This is a genomic window from Rhodococcus sp. PD04, from assembly GCF_035918275.1.
Taxonomy (GTDB): Bacteria; Actinomycetota; Actinomycetes; order Mycobacteriales; family Mycobacteriaceae; genus Rhodococcus; species Rhodococcus rhodochrous.
On the sequence record NZ_CP142143.1, the window covers coordinates 3,748,669 to 3,768,536 of the forward strand.

3 protein-coding genes are annotated in these 19,868 nt (G+C 69.6%); all 3 read right to left on the reverse strand.

Annotation, left to right across the window (positions count from 1 at the left end):
• Positions 1-104: 104 nt before the first annotated feature.
• Positions 105-5,957: an amino acid adenylation domain-containing protein gene (locus U9J23_RS17340; protein WP_272267111.1), complete on the reverse strand. Its 5,853-nt coding sequence runs from the start codon at positions 5,955-5,957 to the stop codon at positions 105-107.
• Positions 5,958-6,112: 155 nt separating this feature from the next.
• Complete coding sequence (locus tag U9J23_RS17345; protein WP_326599402.1) at positions 6,113-11,911, reverse strand: non-ribosomal peptide synthetase; 5,799 nt, start codon at positions 11,909-11,911, stop codon at positions 6,113-6,115.
• Positions 11,912-12,125: 214 nt separating this feature from the next.
• Positions 12,126-19,664 (reverse strand): amino acid adenylation domain-containing protein, encoded by a 7,539-nt coding sequence (locus U9J23_RS17350; RefSeq protein ID WP_442802253.1) that lies wholly within the window; start codon positions 19,662-19,664, stop codon positions 12,126-12,128.
• Between the last annotated feature and the right edge of the window lie 204 nt (positions 19,665-19,868).

Consider the following 19,868-nt stretch of genomic DNA (forward strand, 5'->3'; position numbering starts at 1 on the left):
CATCGGCGACCGGGGAGCCATGTTACGGGCGTAAGGCGCGCACGCCGCGGTGGGACGACCCGGTCCGGGTCGCCCCACCGTGGGGGATGTCGAGTTGTGGCCGGTCAGCGCCTTTCGAGACGGCGACCGATGGCGGGTCCGATGACCGCCCACGCCTTCCTGGTGGCCATGTCCCAATGGGAGACCGGCACCTCACGCGTGGTCACCAGCCCGTTCACGTAGGGATACCAGGCCTCGGTGGAGGACGACGGACGATCGGTCTCGGCGACGAAGACCGTGAGGTCACCGTCGTAGACCTCGGGACGATGCGCTGCGAGAACCGCGTACGAGTGCCGGACACCCTCGACGATCCGGGTGATCCGTTCCGGGGACAGGCTGTCGAACGGAGCCGGCAGAGCCTGCACCACCTGCTGCGCACTCTCGGCGGTGAGATCGGTGAGAGGGATCTCCGCGGCCGGGCCTTCGACCGGGATACCGAGCACGTTCGCGACCGTCGGGGCGGCGACCGCAGTGGGCTGTGCTTCGGTATGCACGGCTTCGGCCCGAGCGGCCCCGGTCTCCGGGTAGGCGTCGAGGATCGCAAGGGTCGGGACCTGCTCCCCCGCCCGTCGCAGCCGGACCGCGACGGCGTGGGCCAGGATGCCGCCCATGGACCATCCGACGAGATGGTAGGGGCCGTGCGGGTGCGCCTGCCGGATGAGCCGGACGTACTCGTCCGCCCAGGCGTCGATGTCGCCGGGCAGGTCGGCCGCCTCGCCGAGCGCGGGCGACTGCAGGCCGTAGACGGGACGGTCGCCGAGGTACGGCACGAGGCCGGCGAAGCCCCACGCGAGGCCGGTGACGGGGTGGATGCAGAACACCGGTGCACCGTCCCCACCGGAACGCAGCGGCAGCAGCGCGTCGAGACCGGCACCGCCGAGGGTGCCCGTCTCGGACGTGCTGTGCGAGTCGATGCACGCGGCGAGCTCCTCCACGCCCGGGTGCAGGAACAGCCACGGCAGTTCGACGTGGGCGTCGAGCCGGTCGCGCAGGCGCGCGGCCACCTTGACCGCGCTGAGCGAGTTGCCGCCGATACCGAAGAAGTCGTCGTCGAGACCGACCGGGTCGTCACTGCCGAGCACTTCGGCGTAGACCGACGCGACCGTCTCCTCCGTGCCGGTGCGCGGTGCGCGGTAGGGCGCCGTGACGACCTCCGCCTCCGGGAGTGCCTTGCGGTCGACCTTGCCGTTGACGTTGAGCGGGAGCGCGTCGAGGGTCACGAAGCCCTGCGGGACCATGTAGGACGGCAACGAGCGGGCCAACGCGCCGCGGATCGCGGTGATGTCGGGGGCTCCGCCGGTGGGAACGACGAACGCGACGATCCGCTCGCCGTGCTGCACCGTCACCACCGCGTCGCGGATCTGCGGCAGTGCCCGCAACGCGGACTCGATCTCCCCGAGCTCGATGCGGAAGCCGCGCACCTTCACCTGGAAGTCGGCCCGATCGAGGTATTCGAGCGTGCCCGACAGCTGATCGTCGTCGAACCGCCAGCGCACGAGGTCGCCGGTGCGGTACAGGCGTGTGCCGGGGTCGCCGAAGGGGTTGGCGACGAACCGCTCGGCGGTCAGTTCCGGTCGGCCGGAGTAGCCGCGCGCGAGCTGGGTTCCTGCGAGGTAGAGCTCTCCGGCCACTCCCGGGGGCACCGGGTGCAGCCGCTCGTCGAGGACGAAGACCTGCGTGTTGGGGATCGGGCCGCCGATCGGAACCGAGCTCTCCCCCGTCTCGGTGACGCGGTGCGCGGTCACCGAGACCGCCGCCTCCGTCGGCCCGTACAGGTTGACGAGATCGGTGTGCGACCGCTCGAGGGTGCGTTCGGCCGTGTCGACGGGAAGGACCTCACCGATGGCGAGCACCCGCCGCAGCGACTCGGGCAGTTCCCCGTCGGCGTCGTCGAGCAGCGCGTCGAGCATCGACGGCACGACGTGCAGGGTCGTCACGTGCTCGCGGCGGATCAGATCGTTGAGGTAGGCCGGGTCGCGGTGGCCGTCGGGCGCGGCGACGACGAGCTTCGCACCGGAGGTCAACGACGACCAGAACTCCCACACCGACAGGTCGAAGGTCGCGGCGGTCTTGAGCAGGACGGCGTCGCCCACGCCGAGGTGGTATTCCTTCCGCTTCCAGACGAGCTGGTTGACGATCGCCCCGTGCGACACGACGACGCCCTTCGGCCGTCCCGTCGACCCGGACGTGTAGATCACGTAGGCGGCGTTGCTCGCGCGCAGCGGGGCGAGACGGTCGGCGTTGCGGATCTCCTTGCCGCTGTACGCGGCCAGATCGACGGTGTCGACCTCGATGGTCGGCCGGTCGCCGGGCAGGTCGAGGCGGTCGCGGCTCGTGGTGAGGACGCACGCGGGATCGGCGGATCCGAGGATGTACTCGATGCGTTCGCGCGGGTGGTCCGGGTCGAGCGGCAGATACGCGCCGCCGGCCTCGACGACCGCGTACATCGCGACGACGAGGTCGATCGAACGTCGGATCGGGAGCGCGACGACCGTCTCGGGACCGACGCCGTGCTCGATCAGCATCCGCGCGAGACGGCGGACCCGGCCGGCGAAGTCTCCGTAGGTGAGTTCGCCGTTCGCGTCGACGAGCGCGCACGCGGTGGGTGTCGCGCGGGCCTGATCGTCGAAGAGGTCGGCGAGGGTCCGGCCGGGGCCCACAGCGATCTGCTCGGCCTCCCAGGCTTCGAGCATCGCGGCGAGCTGGTCGGGCTCGTGCAGGTCGATGTCGCCGACCACGACGTCGGCGTCCTCGGCGACGGAACGCAGGATGCGCAGGTAACGGTCGACCATGCGCCGGATCGAGGCTTCCTCGAACAGGTCGGTGGCGTAACCGAACTCGATGTCGAATCCACCCGGTCCGCCGTCGATTCCCTTGTCGACGATCGTCACGTGCAGGTCGAAGCGGACCGACGAGGACGACGCGTCGAGTGCCTCCACGCGCAGGCCCGGCAGCTCGAGCGCGTCGATGGTGAAGTTGTGGTACGACAACCCGACCTGGAAGAGCGGGTGCCGGGATGGCGACCGAACCGGGTCGAGCACCTCGACGAGCCGCTCGAACGGGATGTCGGCGTGGTCGAAGGCCTCGATGTCGACCGTGCGGGCCTGCTCGAGCAGATCGGCGAAGGTGCCGCCGAGATCGACCTCGGTGCGCAACGCGAGCATGTTGACGAACATGCCCACCACACCGTCGAGTTCGGGCGCGGAGCGACCGGCGACGGGGGTGCCGATCACGACGTCGTGGGTGTTCGACAGGCGCGCGAGAAGCGCGGCGAGTGCGGCGTGCACGACCATGAACGGGGTGGTTCCCGCCCGGCGGGCGAGGCCGGTGATCGCCTCGTGGACGTCGTCCTCGAGTTCGACGCGCACGGCACCGCCGCCCGCGCCGTGGATCGCAGGTCGCACATGATCGGTGGCGAGATCGAGATGCTCGGGGACACCGGCCAGCGCGTCCGTCCAGTACGCGAGTTGACGGCCCGCGACCGACTCGGGATCGTCGTCGGTGCCGAGCACCTCCCGCTGCCACAGCGTGTAGTCGGCGTACTGCACCGGCAGCGGCGCCCAGTCGGGCGCGTGCCCGCCGATACGCGCGGTGTACGCGGTGACGAGGTCGCGCACGAGCGGCGCGAGCGAGGTGCCGTCGCCGGCGATGTGGTGCAGGACGAGGACGAGCACGTGCTCGTCGGGTGCGGTCGCGAACAGGTGCGCGCGGACCGGAATCTCGGCCGTGACGTCGAATCCGCGACCCGCGACGCGCGCGAGATGCTCCGGCAGTTCACCGGCGGGCACCTGCTCGACCGGAACGTCGACCGAGTGTGCTCCGGGTTCGAGAATGCGCTGCTCACCCACACCGTCGATCTCGGGGTAGACGGTCCGGAGGGTCTCGTGACGCTCGACGAGGTCCGTGAACGCCGCGCGCATCGCGTCGACGTCGAGGTCACCGGTGAGACGCACCGCGAGAGGGATGTTGTACAGGGCGGATTCGGGATCGAGGCGGTTGAGGAACCACATGCGCTGCTGTGCGTAGGACAGCGGCAGGTGTGCGGGTCGCGGGCCGGCGACGAGCGGTACCGCGCGGTCGGAGCCGGCCGCGTCGAGGTGCCGGGCGAGCGCTGCGACGGTCGGCTCGTCGAACAGGACGGCAGCACGGACGGTGACGCCGAGTCGCGCCCGGATGCGGCCGGCGACGGACGTCGCGAGGAGCGAGTTGCCGCCGAGATCGAAGAAGTCGTCGTCGAGTCCGACCCGGTCCACTCCGAGGACGTCGGCGAAGACGTCCGCGACGGCCTTCTCGGAAGCGGTGACGGGAGCACGGAATTCGGTGACGGTCGCTTCCACCTGGGGAAGTGCCGCGCGGTCGACCTTTCCCGCGGGGGTCAGCGGGATGCGGTCGAGGGGCACGACGGCGGCGGGGACCATGTACGTCGGGAGCATGCCGGCGACGTGTTCGACGAGGCTGCCCGGATCGAGCGGGCCGTCGGTGCCGTGCACGTAGGAGACGAGTTGTGTCTCCCCTGCAGGGGTCTCGCGTCCGACGGTGAGGGCGAAGTCGACCTCGGGGTGCGATGCGAGTGCGGCGTCGATCTCTCCCAGTTCGATGCGGAATCCGCGGACCTTGACCTGGAAGTCGTTACGGCCCACGTAGACGATGCCCGACGACGGCGTCTCGGGCCCGCGCACGACGTCACCGGTGCGGTACATCCGCGCACCTCCCGGTGCCGCGACGAACCTCGCTGCGGTCAGCCCGGGACGACCGAGATATCCACGGGCCACCGCCGGGCCCGCGATGTAGAGCTCGCCCGCGACGCCGACGGGGACGGGGTGGAGTCGCGAATCGAGCACGGCCTCCGTGGCATTGCCGATCGGTGGTCCGATCGTCACCCGGTCGCCGGGGGTGAGGGGTTCGGAGATGTTGGAGACGACGGTCGTCTCGGTGGGCCCGTACGCGTTGTGGAAGCGGCGGCCCGGTGCCCATCGCGTCACGAGTTCGGGCGGACACGCCTCGCCGCCCACCACCACGGTGCCCAGTGCGTCGAGACCGGCCGGGTCCACAGAGGCAAGTGCAGCGGGTGTGACGAATGCGTGTGTGACCGCGTGCTTCCGCACGAGATCCGCGAACTCCGCCCCGCCGAAGACGGACAACGGAGCGACGACCATCGTCGACGACGCACCCACCGCCAGCAGGAGTTCCAATACGGACGCGTCGAAACTCGGTGAGGCGAAATGCAATGTGCGCGACTGCGGCGAGAGCCCGTAGCGCTCCACCTGTTCGGCGCAGAAGCCGGCGAGACCCGAGTGCGTCACCACGACACCCTTGGGTCGACCGGTCGAGCCGGAGGTGTAGATGACGTACGCCGCGTTCTCCGCGCGGACGACACCGAGTCGCTCGTCGAAGAAGACGGGCTCCGGTGACATCCCGGCCGATTCGGCGCGCACCTCGGTCGAGTCGAGCACGAGCGCGGGTACCTCCCCGGGCAACGCGCCGGCGTGTTCCTCGGTGGTCAGGACGAGCCCGACACCCGAATCGTCCAGCATGTAGGCGATGCGATCGGCGGGATAGGTGGGGTCGACGGGCACGAACGCCGCACCGGTCTTCGCCACCGCCCACGTCGCGAGGACGGATTCGAGCGACCGCGTGAGGAACGGCGCGACGCGGTCCTCGGGACCGATTCCGCGCGAGATCAGAAGACGTGCAAGGCGTGACGATGCCGCATCGAGCTCACGGTATGTGAGAGTGCCGGTTTCGGAGACGACGGCGATGCCGTCCGGATTCCGTTCGACTGCAATGGCGAGCAGGTGGGGCAACGATGCGGTCGGTGCGCTGCGGCGCAATCTCCGAGGCCTGCCCGACGTGCGGATCCCTGGAACGGATCCCTCGTCCGAGTGGGCCGAGTCGAAGTCCATCGCATTCGTCGTCATACCACTCCCCGCTTCGCGCCGGGGGATGGTACGGCTGATGAACGCACGCCGAAACAGGCACGCGTTCCAGCGCATCGACGCGATCAGGCCCCCGACAGCCGAATCACGTTCGCCGAACTACACGAGTCTTGCACAGTAGTACAGACGCTGCCACTTCAATCGCCGACGCGGAGTGTCGAGTCGCGCTCGTAGGCTTCACAATTCGGACATACACGGCGGTTGCACCAGGCCGCGAGGAGTGGGCCGACGGTGCGGCACGCATGCTCTCCCGTCATCGCCCAATGGGACACGTCGATGTCGTGGCGGTGCACGCGTCCGGTGACGAACTCGGTCCAGTCCCTGCGGGAATCGTCTTCCGGCGACGACGAACTCCGCGACCCCACGAAGAGCAGGTCGCCGTCGAAGCGTTCCGGCAGGTGCCGTTCGAGGACGTCGAACGAGTGGCCGATACCGGCGAGCAACGACTCGACGGACGGGAACGCGTCCCCACCGCATTCGACACGCCCGAGAATCGATGTGATATCCCCTACATCCGCCATCGCGCGGTCGCCGTTGTCGAGGCCGTTCAGCGCCGCGAGTGCCACCGATTGCGGATCGACGGACTCCGGGAGCGGGGCCGGGACGTGCGCGTCGAGCAGGACGAGGGAGCCGACGGCGCTCCCACGTCGTTGCAGTTGCACGGCCATCTCGTGGGCGATCACCCCGCCCATCGACCACCCGACGAGGTGGTACGGACCGTCGGGATGTGCGCGCCGGATCTCGTCCACGTACAGGGCCGCCCATTCCCGGATCGATCCGGGAAGCTCCTCGGTGCCCGACAGTGCGGGCGATTGCAGTCCGTAGACCGGACGATCCGCGTCGACGAACTCCGCGAGTCGCGAGAATCCCCAGGCGAGGCCGACGACTGGGTGGACGAAGAAGACCGGCTCACCGGAGGTGGGCCCCGAGCGCAGGGGGAACACGACGTCGAACGCCGTGGATGCCGCATCCTCACCGTCACGCTCGCTGCGTTCGATCCGCTCTGCCAGCTCGGCGACGACAGGGTGGGCGAACAACCACTCGAGAGGCACGGGACGCTCCAGCGCCGCCGCGAGTTCTCCGACCGCCCGGACCGCGACCAACGAGGTACCGCCCGAGCGGAAGAAGTCGTCGTCGCGTCCGATCGACTCGATGCCGAGGACCTTTCCGAAGATCTCCGCGACGGCGGATTCGACGGCGGTGACGGGCGGGTGGTGCTCGCTCGGCGCGGACGGGACGAGCGGGAGGGCGTTCCGGTCGAGTTTGCCGGTGCTCCCCTTCGGCAGGCACTCGATCGCGCGGATGTCGGCCGGGACCATGTAGTTCGGCAGGCGCCGGCCGAGCGAGGTCCGCAGGGCGGCAGTGTCCGGCGCGGTGCCGTCCGCGGTGACCACGAAGGCCACCACGCGGTCGCCACGGTGTGCGTCCTGCTGCACCGTTGCCGCAGCGGCGACGACGCCGGGGCATGCCCGGAGTGCGTCCTCGATCTCACCGAGCTCGATCCGGAATCCTCGGATCTTCACCTGGAGATCCCGGCGACCGAGATAGTCGAGTTCGGGTCCGCGTGCGGTCGTGACCCAGCGCACCAGGTCCCCGGTTCGGTAGAGACGTCCTCCTCCACCGAAGGGGTCGGCGACGAACCTGCCGGCGGTCTCACCCGCCCGCGCGACGTAACCGCGCGCGAGCTGCTCGCCGGCCAGGTACAACTCCCCGACCGCACCGTGCGGAACCACGCCGAGGCGATCGTCGAGCACGTGGACTCCCGTGTTCCACACCGGCCTTCCGATCGGCACGCCGTGGACGTCGGCGTCGGTCACCGGGTGATCGGTCACCGAGACGGCCGCTTCCGTCGGACCGTAGAGATTCACGAGTTCGGCGTCGCTGCGGGCGGCGAACTCTCGCGCGGTCGCGACGGGCAGGGACTCGCCGATGGACAGCACTCGTATCAGCGTCGACGGAAGTCGCTCCTCGACCCCCGCCAGGAGCATGCCGAGCATCGTCGGAACTCCGTGGAAGGTGGTGACCCGCTCACGCTCGAGCAGGGCGATCATGGTGCGGGGGTCGGGGTGATGTCGCCGGTCGGCGATCACCAGCCTGCCACCGCAGGTCGACCAACCCCAGAACTCCCAGACCGACAGGTCGAACGCCGCCGGGGTGTGCAGGACCGACACGTCGTCCGGACCGAGGTCGAATCGCTCTCGCAACCACCGCATCTGGTTGGTGACCGCGCGGTGGGTGACCGCGACTCCCTTGGGAACTCCCGTCGAACCGGAGGTGAACAGGACGTAGGCGAGGTTTTCCGGTCGCAACGGGGCGAGCCGTTCGGAATCGGCCACCGGCGCTGCGGACAGACCCGCGTGGGCGGGGTCGTCGACGTCGATCACCGCGGCCCCGCCGAGATCGACGTCCACGGACGTCCCACCCGCACGTACGACGACGGCCGGTTCGGCGGCCGCGACGATCTGTGCGACACGTCCCGGCGGGAGGGAGGGGTCGAGCGGAACATAGGCCCCACCGGCGACGGACACCGCGTACATCGCGACGACCAGCTCGGCGGAATGTTCGATCATGAGGCCGACCCGGGCCTCGGGGCCGACGCCGGCTGCGATGAGCGCACGCGCACACCGGTTCACGCGCTCGTCGAACTCTCTGTAGGACATCGATCTTCCCTCGTGGACGAGGGCGATCGCATCGGGGCGGCGATCGGCGTGCGCCCGGAACGGATCGGGAAGGACGGATGCGTCCGGCCGGCGACGCTCTCCTCTGCCGATATCGAGCAGCCGGGTCCGCTCGTGCTCGCCGATCATGTCGGCGTCGCCGACGGGACGTGACGGGGACGCCACGAGTGCGGCGAGCACCCGCGTGAACATGGACGAGAACGAGCGCGCGGTCTCCTCGTCGAACAGGTCGGCCGCGTACGTGAGCCGACCCGCCAGCCCGCCGCACCGTCCGTCGTGATCGACACGTTCGCCGACGAGCAGATGCAGGTCGAACTGCGAGATGCGGGTGTCGGGGACCAGACTCTCGACGGACAGACCGGGAAGATCGAGCCGGGACGGTGCAAGGTTCTGGAACGACAGACCCACCTGGAAGAGCGGGTGCCGGGCCAAGGAGCGGGCCGGATCGAGCGCTTCGACGAGCCGCTCGAACGGCAGGTCGGCGTGGTCGAAGGCCTCCAGCACCGTCGCGCGACTGCGGTCGAGGAGTTCGTCGAACGATTCGGCGGGATCCACGACGGTCCGGAAGACGAGGGTGTTGACGAACATGCCGATGAGGTCGTCGAGCAGTGGATCGGTGCGCCCGGCGACGGGGGTGCCGATCGCGATGTCGCGCGTCGCCGACAGTCGGGCGAGCATCACCGCGAAGGCGGCCTGGGCGACCATGAACGGGGTCGCACCGTGGCGCGCGGCGAGTTCTCGCAACTGCTCGTGGACGAGGGCGTCGACCTCGACATCGACACTGCCCCCGCGGTGCGACTGCACCGTCGGCCGGGGGTGGTCGGTGGGCAGGTCGAGCTGGTCGGGCAACCCGTCGAGAGCGCGCCGCCAGTAGTCGAGTTGTCGCGCGGCGACCGATTCCGGATCGGACGCATCACCGAGCGCATCCCGTTGCCAGAGTGTGTAATCCGCGTACTGGACGGCCAGCGGTGGCAGGTCCGGCGCGGTTCCGGTCGCGTGGGCGACGTAGAACGCGGCGAGGTCACGGGTCAGCGGCGCGAGCGACGCTCCGTCGGCGGCGATGTGATGGACGACCACGACGAGCACGTGTTCCGTTGCATCGCTACTGTTTTCGTTACCGATCCTGCAACGCAGCAGTCGGGCGAGGACGGGAACCTCACGGGTGACGTCGAACCGGGTCGAGAGGACGGCGTCGACCTCGGAGCGCAGGGTGTCGGGATCGGCCTCGACCGGGAGGAGGTCCGGCAGGAACGCCTCGACCGGAAGGACTTCCTGCACCGGGACACCGTCGATCTCGGGATAGACGGTGCGGAGTGTTTCGTGCCGGGCGACGAGATCGCGGACCGCCGCCTGCATCGCCGCGGCGTCGAGATCTCCGGTCAGCCGGACGACGATCGGAATATTGTATGCCGCAGACGAATCGAATCGTCCGAGGAACCACATGCGTTGCTGCGCCAACGACAACGGCACCCGATCCGGACGCCGCCGCGCCACCAACCGCGCCGCCCCCGCACCGGCACCGGCCGCATCGATATCGACACGAGCCGCCAACTCCTGCACCGACGACGCCTCGAACACCACCGGCACCGCCACCCGATACCCCAACCGCGCCGACAACCGCGCCACCAACCGCGTCGCCGCCAACGAATTACCACCCAGATCGACGAACGAATCATCCAACCCGACCCGCTCGACCCCCAGAACCTGCGCAACCTCCTCGGCCACGGCCACCTCGACCGCCGACCGCGGCGCCCGATACTCGGCCACCTCGAACACCGGCGCCGGCAACGCCGCCCGATCCACCTTCCCCACCGGCGTGAGCGGCACCTCGTCGAGCACCGTCACCGACGACGGCACCATATAACCCGGCAACACCTCCCCCACCGACGCCCGCACCTGCGCCGGATCGAGCACCGCCCCCGCCTCGGGCACCACATACGACACCAACGCCGACTCCCCCGACGCCAACGCCGCCCCCACCGTCACCGCGAACCCGACCCCCGGCACCGACGACAACACCGCATCGATCTCCCCCAACTCGATCCGGAACCCCCGGATCTTGACCTGGAAATCACTGCGCCCCACATACTCGAACACCCCATCGCCACCCCGACGCACCAGATCCCCCGTCCGGTACATCCGACCACCCGGCGTGAACGGATCGGCCACGAACCGCGCCGCAGTCAACCCGAACCGACCGTGATACCCCCGCGCCACCTGCGCCCCGGCCACATACAACTCACCGACCACACCCTCGGGCACCGGACGCAGACGCTCATCGAGCACGAACGCCCCCACCCCCGCAATCGCCGACCCGATCACCACCGGCGCATCGGGCACCAACTCCCCCGACGTCGCCAGAATCGTCGTCTCCGTCGGACCATAGGCATTGAAGAAGCGGCGACCACCTACCGCCCACCGCCGCACCAGATCCGGCGCAAGCGACTCGCCCCCCGCTATCACCACGCGCACCGAATCCATACCGGCCGGATCCATCGTCCCCAACGCACCCGGCGTCATCAACACGTGCGACACCGACTGCGCCACGATCAGATCCGCCAACTCCGGTCCACCGCCGACCCCCGCCGGCGCCACCACCACCGTCGCGCCCGCCGAAAACGCCGCACCCAATTCGAGCAGAGAGATATCGAAACTCGGCGAACCGACATGCAACATCCGAGACGACGACTCCACCGCGAACTGCTCACGCGCGGAAGAAATCACGCCGCCAACCCCCGAGTGCGGCACCACCACGCCCTTCGGCCGGCCTGTCGAACCCGACGTGAAAATCATCCACGCCGCATCCGACACCTCGAGCGACCGCACCCGATCCGCATACGACACCGGCCGCGACGACAATCCCTCCACCTGCGCAACGATCGACTCCTCGTCGACAGCCACCACCGGCACCGACCCCGCCGCTGCTGCCACCGTCGGCACCGACGACCCCAGCGACAAGCACATCACCGCACCGGAATCGGCCACCATGAACTGCACCCGCTCGGCCGGATAACCCGGATCCACCGGCACGAAAGTCGCCCCCGACTTCGCCACCGCCCACAACACCACCACCGACATCAGGGAGCGCGGCAGCACGACCACCACCGCGTCGCCCGGTCCGACACCCCGGCCGATCAACCATCGTGCCCACCGCGACGACACCGCATCGAGCTCCCGATACGACAACGATCCCTCGGTCGCGACGACCGCCACCGAATCACCGGCCGACTCCACCGCCGACACCAACAACTGCGGCAACAACACACCACGACGACCACGGGTCGAACGCGGAGCACGAGGGCGAGCACGGTCCTGGCTCCGTGTCCTCATGCGGTGGGTTCCCCCATCCGTGTGCGCGTCCCCGAGCGTGCTCGGCCCCCGACAAGACCTCTGTGCAACACGGAACAGCTCTCCTTCCGGCCGTGGACGCCCCGAACGAACTCGGCCGGTAAGTAAAGTTACCTTTCCGCAATCATTCCTGCATGATCCAGGGGGAACGCAGGTCGGAGAGTTTGCCGGCGAGTCCGGCGGACGGCTCCGCGCCGTCGTGCGCAGGCCCGTCCGTGACGACGACCGCCACGAGGTCCTCGGTGTCGGGCAGAGCGGCGAGATGCTCGACGGAGACGAAGCCGTGGGTCACCCACTCCTCGTCGACGAGGATGCCCGGATCCTGGTCGGGACCGGCGGGAACGACGACGGCGCCGGTGATCGCCGCAGCCAGGACGGCGAAGACCGTCCACTCGTCGAGCCGGGAACCGGCGAGAAGGACCCGCGACTCGTAGGTCAGATCGAGGTCCTTCCGGCCGCGTCGTAGCGCCGCGACCACCGCACCGTGGGTGAGATCGAGTTCACTCGTCCGGACGGCCGTGTCGTCGGGGCCGAGGACGCCGGAACGATCGGTGTACGCGATCGACCGGGCCGGCTGCTCCGCGACGAGGGCGAGTGTCTCCGGATCGTCGACGAACGTCCCTGCGACCGAGGACGACAGATCGCCGCTGCGTCCGAGCGTGGTCAGTACGTGGTCGGCGGTGACCGCGGGGTCGACCGTGACGGCGGCTCCCGTCTTGACGACGGCCCACACCGCGACGACCAGTTCGGGACCGACCGGAAGGTCGACGGCGACGGTGCGACCCGGACCTGCTCCGCGGGAAATGAGGTAACGGGCCCACTGCGACGACCGGCGCTCGACGTCGACGAAGCCGAGCTCGGTGTCGCCCACCACCACGGCCGGCGCCTCAGGATCGGATTCGACCGCGATCTGCAGCTCCTGGACGACGGTCCGATCGACCGTCTCGAGAGCGGTTTCCCGCACCGGAGCGGCGAGCGGTGTGGTTGCCGCCTCGCGCTCGGTCTCGGTACGGATCTCGATGTCGCCGACCACCGATGCGGGATCGGCGGCAACGGCGTCGAGGACCGTCACGAAGCGCTGCGCGAGTGCCTGCGCCGTCGTCTCGTCGAAGAGGTCGGCGGCGTAGGTGAGCGCGATCCGCATGCCGTCGGCGGTGGCGATCGGTTCCACGGTCACCTGCAGGTCGAACTTCGCGGCGAGCACCCCCGAATCGAGTGCTTCCACCGTGAGCTCGGGCAGCTCGAGCCGGGCGGGTTCGAGGTTCTGGAACGAGAGCATCGTCTGGAAGACGGGGTGGCGTGCCGGGGACCGGTTGGCGACGACCTCGTCGACGATGCGCTCGAACGGGATGTCGGCGTGCGCGAACGCTTCGAGATCGGCGGTGCGTGCCTGTCCGAGGATGTCGGCGAAATGCGCGCCCGGATCGACGTCCGTGCGCAGCGCGAGCGTGTTCACGAACATGCCGACGATGTCGTCGAGCACCCGCGAGCCGCGTCCCGCGACGGCGGTTCCCACGACGACGTCCCGAGAACCGCTCATCCGCGCGAGCAGCACGGCGAGCGCGGCGTGGACGACCATGAACAACGACGCGCGGTTCTCGGTCGCGAGTGCCTCGAGCCGCTGCCGGGTCGACGCATCGACCTCGGTGAAGACCGTGGCCCCGCGCAGGCTCGGTACCGCGGGGCGCGGCCGGTCCGTGGGCAGGTCGAGCAGGTCCGGTACCCCGGCGAGCTGCTGCTTCCAGTAGGCGAGCTGCCTGCCCGCCGGCGAATCGGGGTTCTCGGCGTCGCCGAAGGTCTCCTGCTGCCACGCCGCGAAATCCGCGTACTGCACCTCGAGCGGCGGCCGGTCGGGTCGCGAACCGGACAACCGGGCGACGTAGGCCTCCATGAGGTCGCGGGCCAACGGCACGAGCGAGGCGCCGTCGGCCGAGATGTGGTGCACCACGAGCGCGAGGACATGATCGTCGGAGACGACCGAACCGGCACTGCCGCCGGCGGAGATCGAGACGAGGCGACCGCGTACGGGCGGCTCGGAGGACACGTCGAATCCCTGCGAGGCGACCTCGACCACGGCCTCGAAGGCCTCCTGCTCGGAGGCCACCCGGACCGCCTCGAGCGGCGGCATCGCCTCCGCATCCAGGATCTTCTGGAACGGGCCCTGCTCGTCCTGCGTGTAGACGGTGCGCAGCGTCTCGTGCCGCTCGACGACGTCGCGTACCGCCGCGGTCAGCGCATCGATGTCGAGCGCGCCCCGCAGCCGGATGGCGAGCGGGATGTTGTAGGTCGCGGAGCCCGGGTCGAGCTGGTTGAGCACCCACATGCGCTGCTGCGCGAGCGAGAGGGGGATGCGATCGGGGCGCGGTCGTGCGACGAGCTCCGGCACGGTCCGATCGGACCCGTCGGCATCGACGCGCGCTGCCAGACCCGCCACGGTGGGATCCTCGAACAGCTCCCGGATGGCCAGGCTCGCTCCGGTCGCCTCGTTGATGCGGGCGACGACCCGCGTCGCGACGAGGGAGTTGCCGCCGAGGTCGAAGAACGAGTCGTCGGCACCGACGCGTTCGATGCCCAGTACCTCGGCCCAGACCCGCGCGACGATCCGCTCGGATTCGGTGGCCGGTTCGCGGAAACGATCGGCATCGATGTCGATGCGGGGTACGGGGAGGGCGCGCCGGTCGAGCTTGCCGTTCACCGTGAGCGGGAGTTCGTCGAGCACGGTCACGACATCGGGGACCATGTATCCCGTGAGGAACTCGGACGCGTGCGCGCGCACCGCGGCCGCGTCGACGGTCTCACCGGTGCGGGCGACGACGTAGCCGACGAGGCGTTCGCCGAGTCCGTCGTCCCGGACCATCGCGACGGCCTGTGCGACACCCGGGGCCTGCAACAGTTGCGACTCGATCTCGCCCAGTTCGATACGGAAGCCGCGGAGCTGGACCTGCGAGTCGCTGCGACCCGCGTATTCGAAGATGCCCTCGCTGTTCCACCGCGCGATGTCGCCGGTGCGATAGAGCCGGCCGCGACCGAAGGGGTTGGCGACGAAGCGCGCGACCGTCAGGTCGGGGCGTCCGAGATATCCGCGGGAGAGCTGGTCGCCGGAGATGTACAGCTCGCCCGGCACGCCGGCGGGCACGGGATGCAGGCGCCGGTCGAGGACGTAGGCGTCCAGCCCGGGAAGCGACCGCCCGATCGCGCTGGCGGCACCGGCCTTCGCGAGAGCGCGGTCGACGGGCTGGTACGACACGTGCACCGTGGTCTCGGTGATGCCGTACATGTTCACCAGCTGCGGGCCGGCGGGGTGACGATCGAACCAGCCCGCGAGCCGGGCCGGATCGAGCGCCTCGCCACCGAATACGACGTAGCGCAGCGCGAGCGGTGCCGTGTCGGCCGCGAGAGTGCGATCGGCCTCGTCGAACTGGTAGAACGCCGACGGCGTCTGGTTGAGCACCGTGACGCCCTCGCGGCGCACGAGCTGCGCGAACAGCTCGGGTGACCGAGAGGTGAGGTAGTCGACGACGACGAGCCGGCCCCCGTACAGCAGCGGTCCCCACAGTTCCCACACCGAGAAGTCGAAGGCGTAGGAGTGGAACAACGTCCACACGTCGTCCGGGCCGAAGCCGAAGCGGGGCTCGGCGTTGGCGAAGAGGGTCAGCACGTTCCGGTGCGTGACGGCGACACCCTTGGGGCGGCCGGTCGAACCGGAAGTGAAGATGACGTACGCGAGATCGTCCGGTTGCGGCGATGCGATCCGGTCGGTATCGGTGAGCGGATCGGTGGAGACCGAGTCGTCGTTCTGTGCGTCGGCGACGTCGAGCATCTCGATTCCGCTGCCGCGCAATGCGTCCGCTCCGGGCTCGTCGCCGAGTGCATCGGAGGTGAGGATCACGCGGGGCCGCGCCTGGTCGAGGATGTACCGCACGCGATCCTGCGGATGCGCGGTGTCGATCGGCAGGTAGGCGCCGCCGGAGAGTACGACCGCGGTGAGGGCGACCACGAGGTCCTCGGTCCTCGGCAAGGCCACCGCCACGAGCGTGCCCGGTCGGACGCCTGCGGCGACGAGTCGGCGTGCGATCCGGTTCGCGCGGGCACCGAGTTCGGCGTACGTGAGGGTCGTCTCGCCGTGGGTCACCGCGGCATTCGCGGCGTGGGCGCGCACGGCTGCGTCGAAACGTGCAGCCAACGTGGCCGGTTCGACGACCGGGACGGACTCACCGAGCGTGTTCCATTCGGTGAGGATACGGTCGAGCTCACCGTCGGTGACGAGCGGCACGTCGCCGACCGCGACGCGCGGATCGGTGGTGACCGCCTCGAGGATCCGCGAGAACCGTTCTGCGACACCGACGACGGTCTGCGGGTCGAACAGTTCGGTGGCGTAGTTGAACTCCACCACGAGACCGGCGGGATCGCCGGCGGCGTCGACGACATCCGCGACGGTCACCTGGAGGTCGAACTTGGCGACCTGCGCGTCGAAGTCGATACCGGAGACGGTGAGCTCGGGCAGTTCCAGCTGCGAGACCGGCATGTTCTGGAAGGTGAGCATGACCTGGAAGAGCGGATGACGTGCCTGCGAACGAGGCGGATCGAGCACCTCGACGAGCCGCTCGAACGGCACGTCGGCGTGCGTGAACGCCTCGAGGTCGGCCGTGCGCACCGTGTCGAGGAAGTCGCCGAAGGACGCCCCGGGCTCGACTGGTGTACGCAGCACCAGGGTGTTGACGAACATGCCCACCAGGTCGTCGAGCGCGGCATCGCCGCGGCCGGCGACGGGGGTGCCGATCGTGATGTCGTCGTTGCCGCCGAGCCGCGCCAGAAGTACGGCGAGCGCGGCGTGGACGACCATGAATTCCGTTGCGCCGCTACGGCGGGCGAGGTCGGCGATCGCTGCGCGGACGCGCTCGTCGAGGGTGAGCCGGTGTGAGGCACCCCGATAGCTCGCGACGGCCGGCCGGGGACGATCGGACGGCAGCGTCGACTCTTCCGGCAGATCCGCGAGGGTCCGCTTCCAGAAATCGGTCTCCCGCGCCATGAGCGACTCGGGGTCGGACTCGTCGCCGAGGACCTCGCGCTGCCAGAGCGTGTAGTCCGCGTACTGCACCTCGAGCGGGACCCATCCGGGTTCTCCGCCCGCGACACGTGCGGCATAGGCCGTCACCACGTCGCGGGTCAGCGGTCCCATCGAGTAGCCGTCGGCGGAGATGTGGTGCACCACGACGACGAGCACGTGCTCGTCCGGGGCCACCGAGAACAGGCGCACCCTGATCGGAACCTGCTGCGTCACATCGAAACCGGTGGTGACCGCTTCGGCGACCCGGGCCGCGACCTCGTCGGCACCGACGGTCTCGGGGCGGACCTCGACGACCGCGTCCGAGGCGGGCAGCACCTGCTGGTAGCCGACACCGTCGATCTCGGGGTAGACCGTGCGGAGCGATTCGTGGCGTTCCACCACGTCGGAGACCGCCGCCTGCAGCGCGTCGATGTCCAGTCGTCCCGAAAGGCGAATGGCCACAGGGATGTTGTTCACGGCGGAGTGCGGTTCGAGCCGGTTGAGGAACCACATGCGTTGCTGCGCCAACGACAACGGCACCCGATCCGGACGCCGCCGCGCCACCAACCGCGCCGCCCCCGCACCGGCACCGGCACCGGCCGCATCGATATCGACACGAGCCGCCAACTCCTGCACCGACGACGCCTCGAACACCACCGGCACCGCCACCCGATACCCCAACCGCGCCGACAACCGCGCCACCAACCGCGTCGCCGCCAACGAATTACCACCCAGATCGACGAACGAATCATCCAACCCGACCCGCTCGACCCCCAGAACCTGCGCAACCTCCTCGGCCACGGCCACCTCGACCGCCGACCGCGGCGCCCGATACTCGGCCACCTCGAACACCGGCGCCGGCAACGCCGCCCGATCCACCTTCCCCACCGGCGTGAGCGGCACCTCGTCGAGCACCGTCACCGACGACGGCACCATATAACCCGGCAACACCTCCCCCACCGACGCCCGCACCTGCGCCGGATCGAGCACCGCCCCCGCCTCGGGCACCACATACGACACCAACGCCGACTCCCCCGACGCCAACGCCGCCCCCACCGTCACCGCGAACCCGACCCCCGGCACCGACGACAACACCGCATCGATCTCCCCCAACTCGATCCGGAACCCCCGGATCTTGACCTGGAAATCACTGCGCCCCACATACTCGAACACCCCATCGCCGCCCCGACGCACCAGATCCCCCGTCCGGTACATCCGACCACCCGGCGTGAACGGATCGGCCACGAACCGCGCCGCAGTCAACCCGAACCGACCGTGATACCCCCGCGCCACCTGCGCCCCGGCCACATACAACTCACCGACCACACCCTCGGGCACCGGACGCAACCGCTCATCGAGCACGAACGCCCCCACCCCCGCAATCGCCGACCCGATCACCACCGGCGCATCGGGCACCAACTCCCCCGACGTCGCCAGAATCGTCGTCTCCGTCGGACCATAAGCATTGAAGAACCGCCGCCGACCCGGCACCGACCACCGCCGCACCAGATCCGGGGTGAACGACTCACCGGCCACCACCACCACACGCAGATCGTCCAACCCGGCAGGATCCATCGACCCCAACGCACCCGGCGTCATGAACACATGCGACACCGACTGCGACGCAATCACATCCGCCAGATCCGGACCACCACCGACCCCCGCCGGCGCCACCACCACCGTCGCCCCCACCGAGAACCCCACCCCCAATTCGAGCAACGACACATCGAAACTCGGCGAACACACATGCAACACCCGCGACGAGCCATCGACCCCGAAATGCTCACGCTCGGCCGCAATCACCCCACCGACACCGGCATGCGAGACCACCACACCCTTCGGCCGCCCTGTCGACCCCGAGGTATAGATCATCCACGCCGCATCCCCCGGCTCGAGCGACCGCACCCGATCCGCATACGACACCGGCCGCGACGACAATCCCTCCACCTGCGCAACGATCGACTCCTCGTCGACAGCCACCACCGGCACCGACCCCGCCGCCTCGGCCACCACCTGCGCCACCGATGACACCGTCAGCGCCAACACCGCACCGGAATCGGCCACCATGAACTGCACCCGCTCGGCCGGATAACCCGGATCCACCGGCACGAAAGTCGCCCCCGACTTCGCCACCGCCCACAACACCATCACCGACTCGAGCGATCGCGGCACCGCTACCACCACCGCGTCGCCCGGTCCGACACCCCGGCCGATCAACCACCGCGCCCACCGCGACGACACCGCATCGAGCTCCCGATACGACAACGACCGAGAACCCTCCACCACCGCCACCGCATCACCGGCCGACTCCACCGCCGACACCAACAGCTGCGGCAACAAGACACCACGACGACCACGCGCGCGCTCGCCGCGGGCCGGGCGCGCAGCGCGCTCGGGGCGGGCACCACGTTCGGGGCGGGGCGTGCGTTCGGGCCTGGGTGCACGCTCGGGACGGGACGCGCGCTCGGGACGCGGTGCACGTTCGGGACGCGGTGCCCGGCTGCGGGCACCGTCGGCCTGCGTCTCGCGGGGCTGCGTCTCCGACGGGAAATCGGACGAAGAGGATGCGTTCACCGGAGAGGCCCCGTTCGAGCTGCCGTCGTGTCGTGAACGCATGAAAAAGCCCATACCCTTCGCTTTCGATCCCAATGGTCGCGTCTGCGAACCGAGCAAGCATAGTCACCCGCCGGATACGGGCGAACTTACTCGGCAGTAACCCCATGGGGTTCATCTCTCCGACCACTCCCGACGTTACCGGCGCACCCCGCCTGCACTCATCCGCCGAGGTGGCGGGGCCGCCGAAGCGACCCCACCACGTCG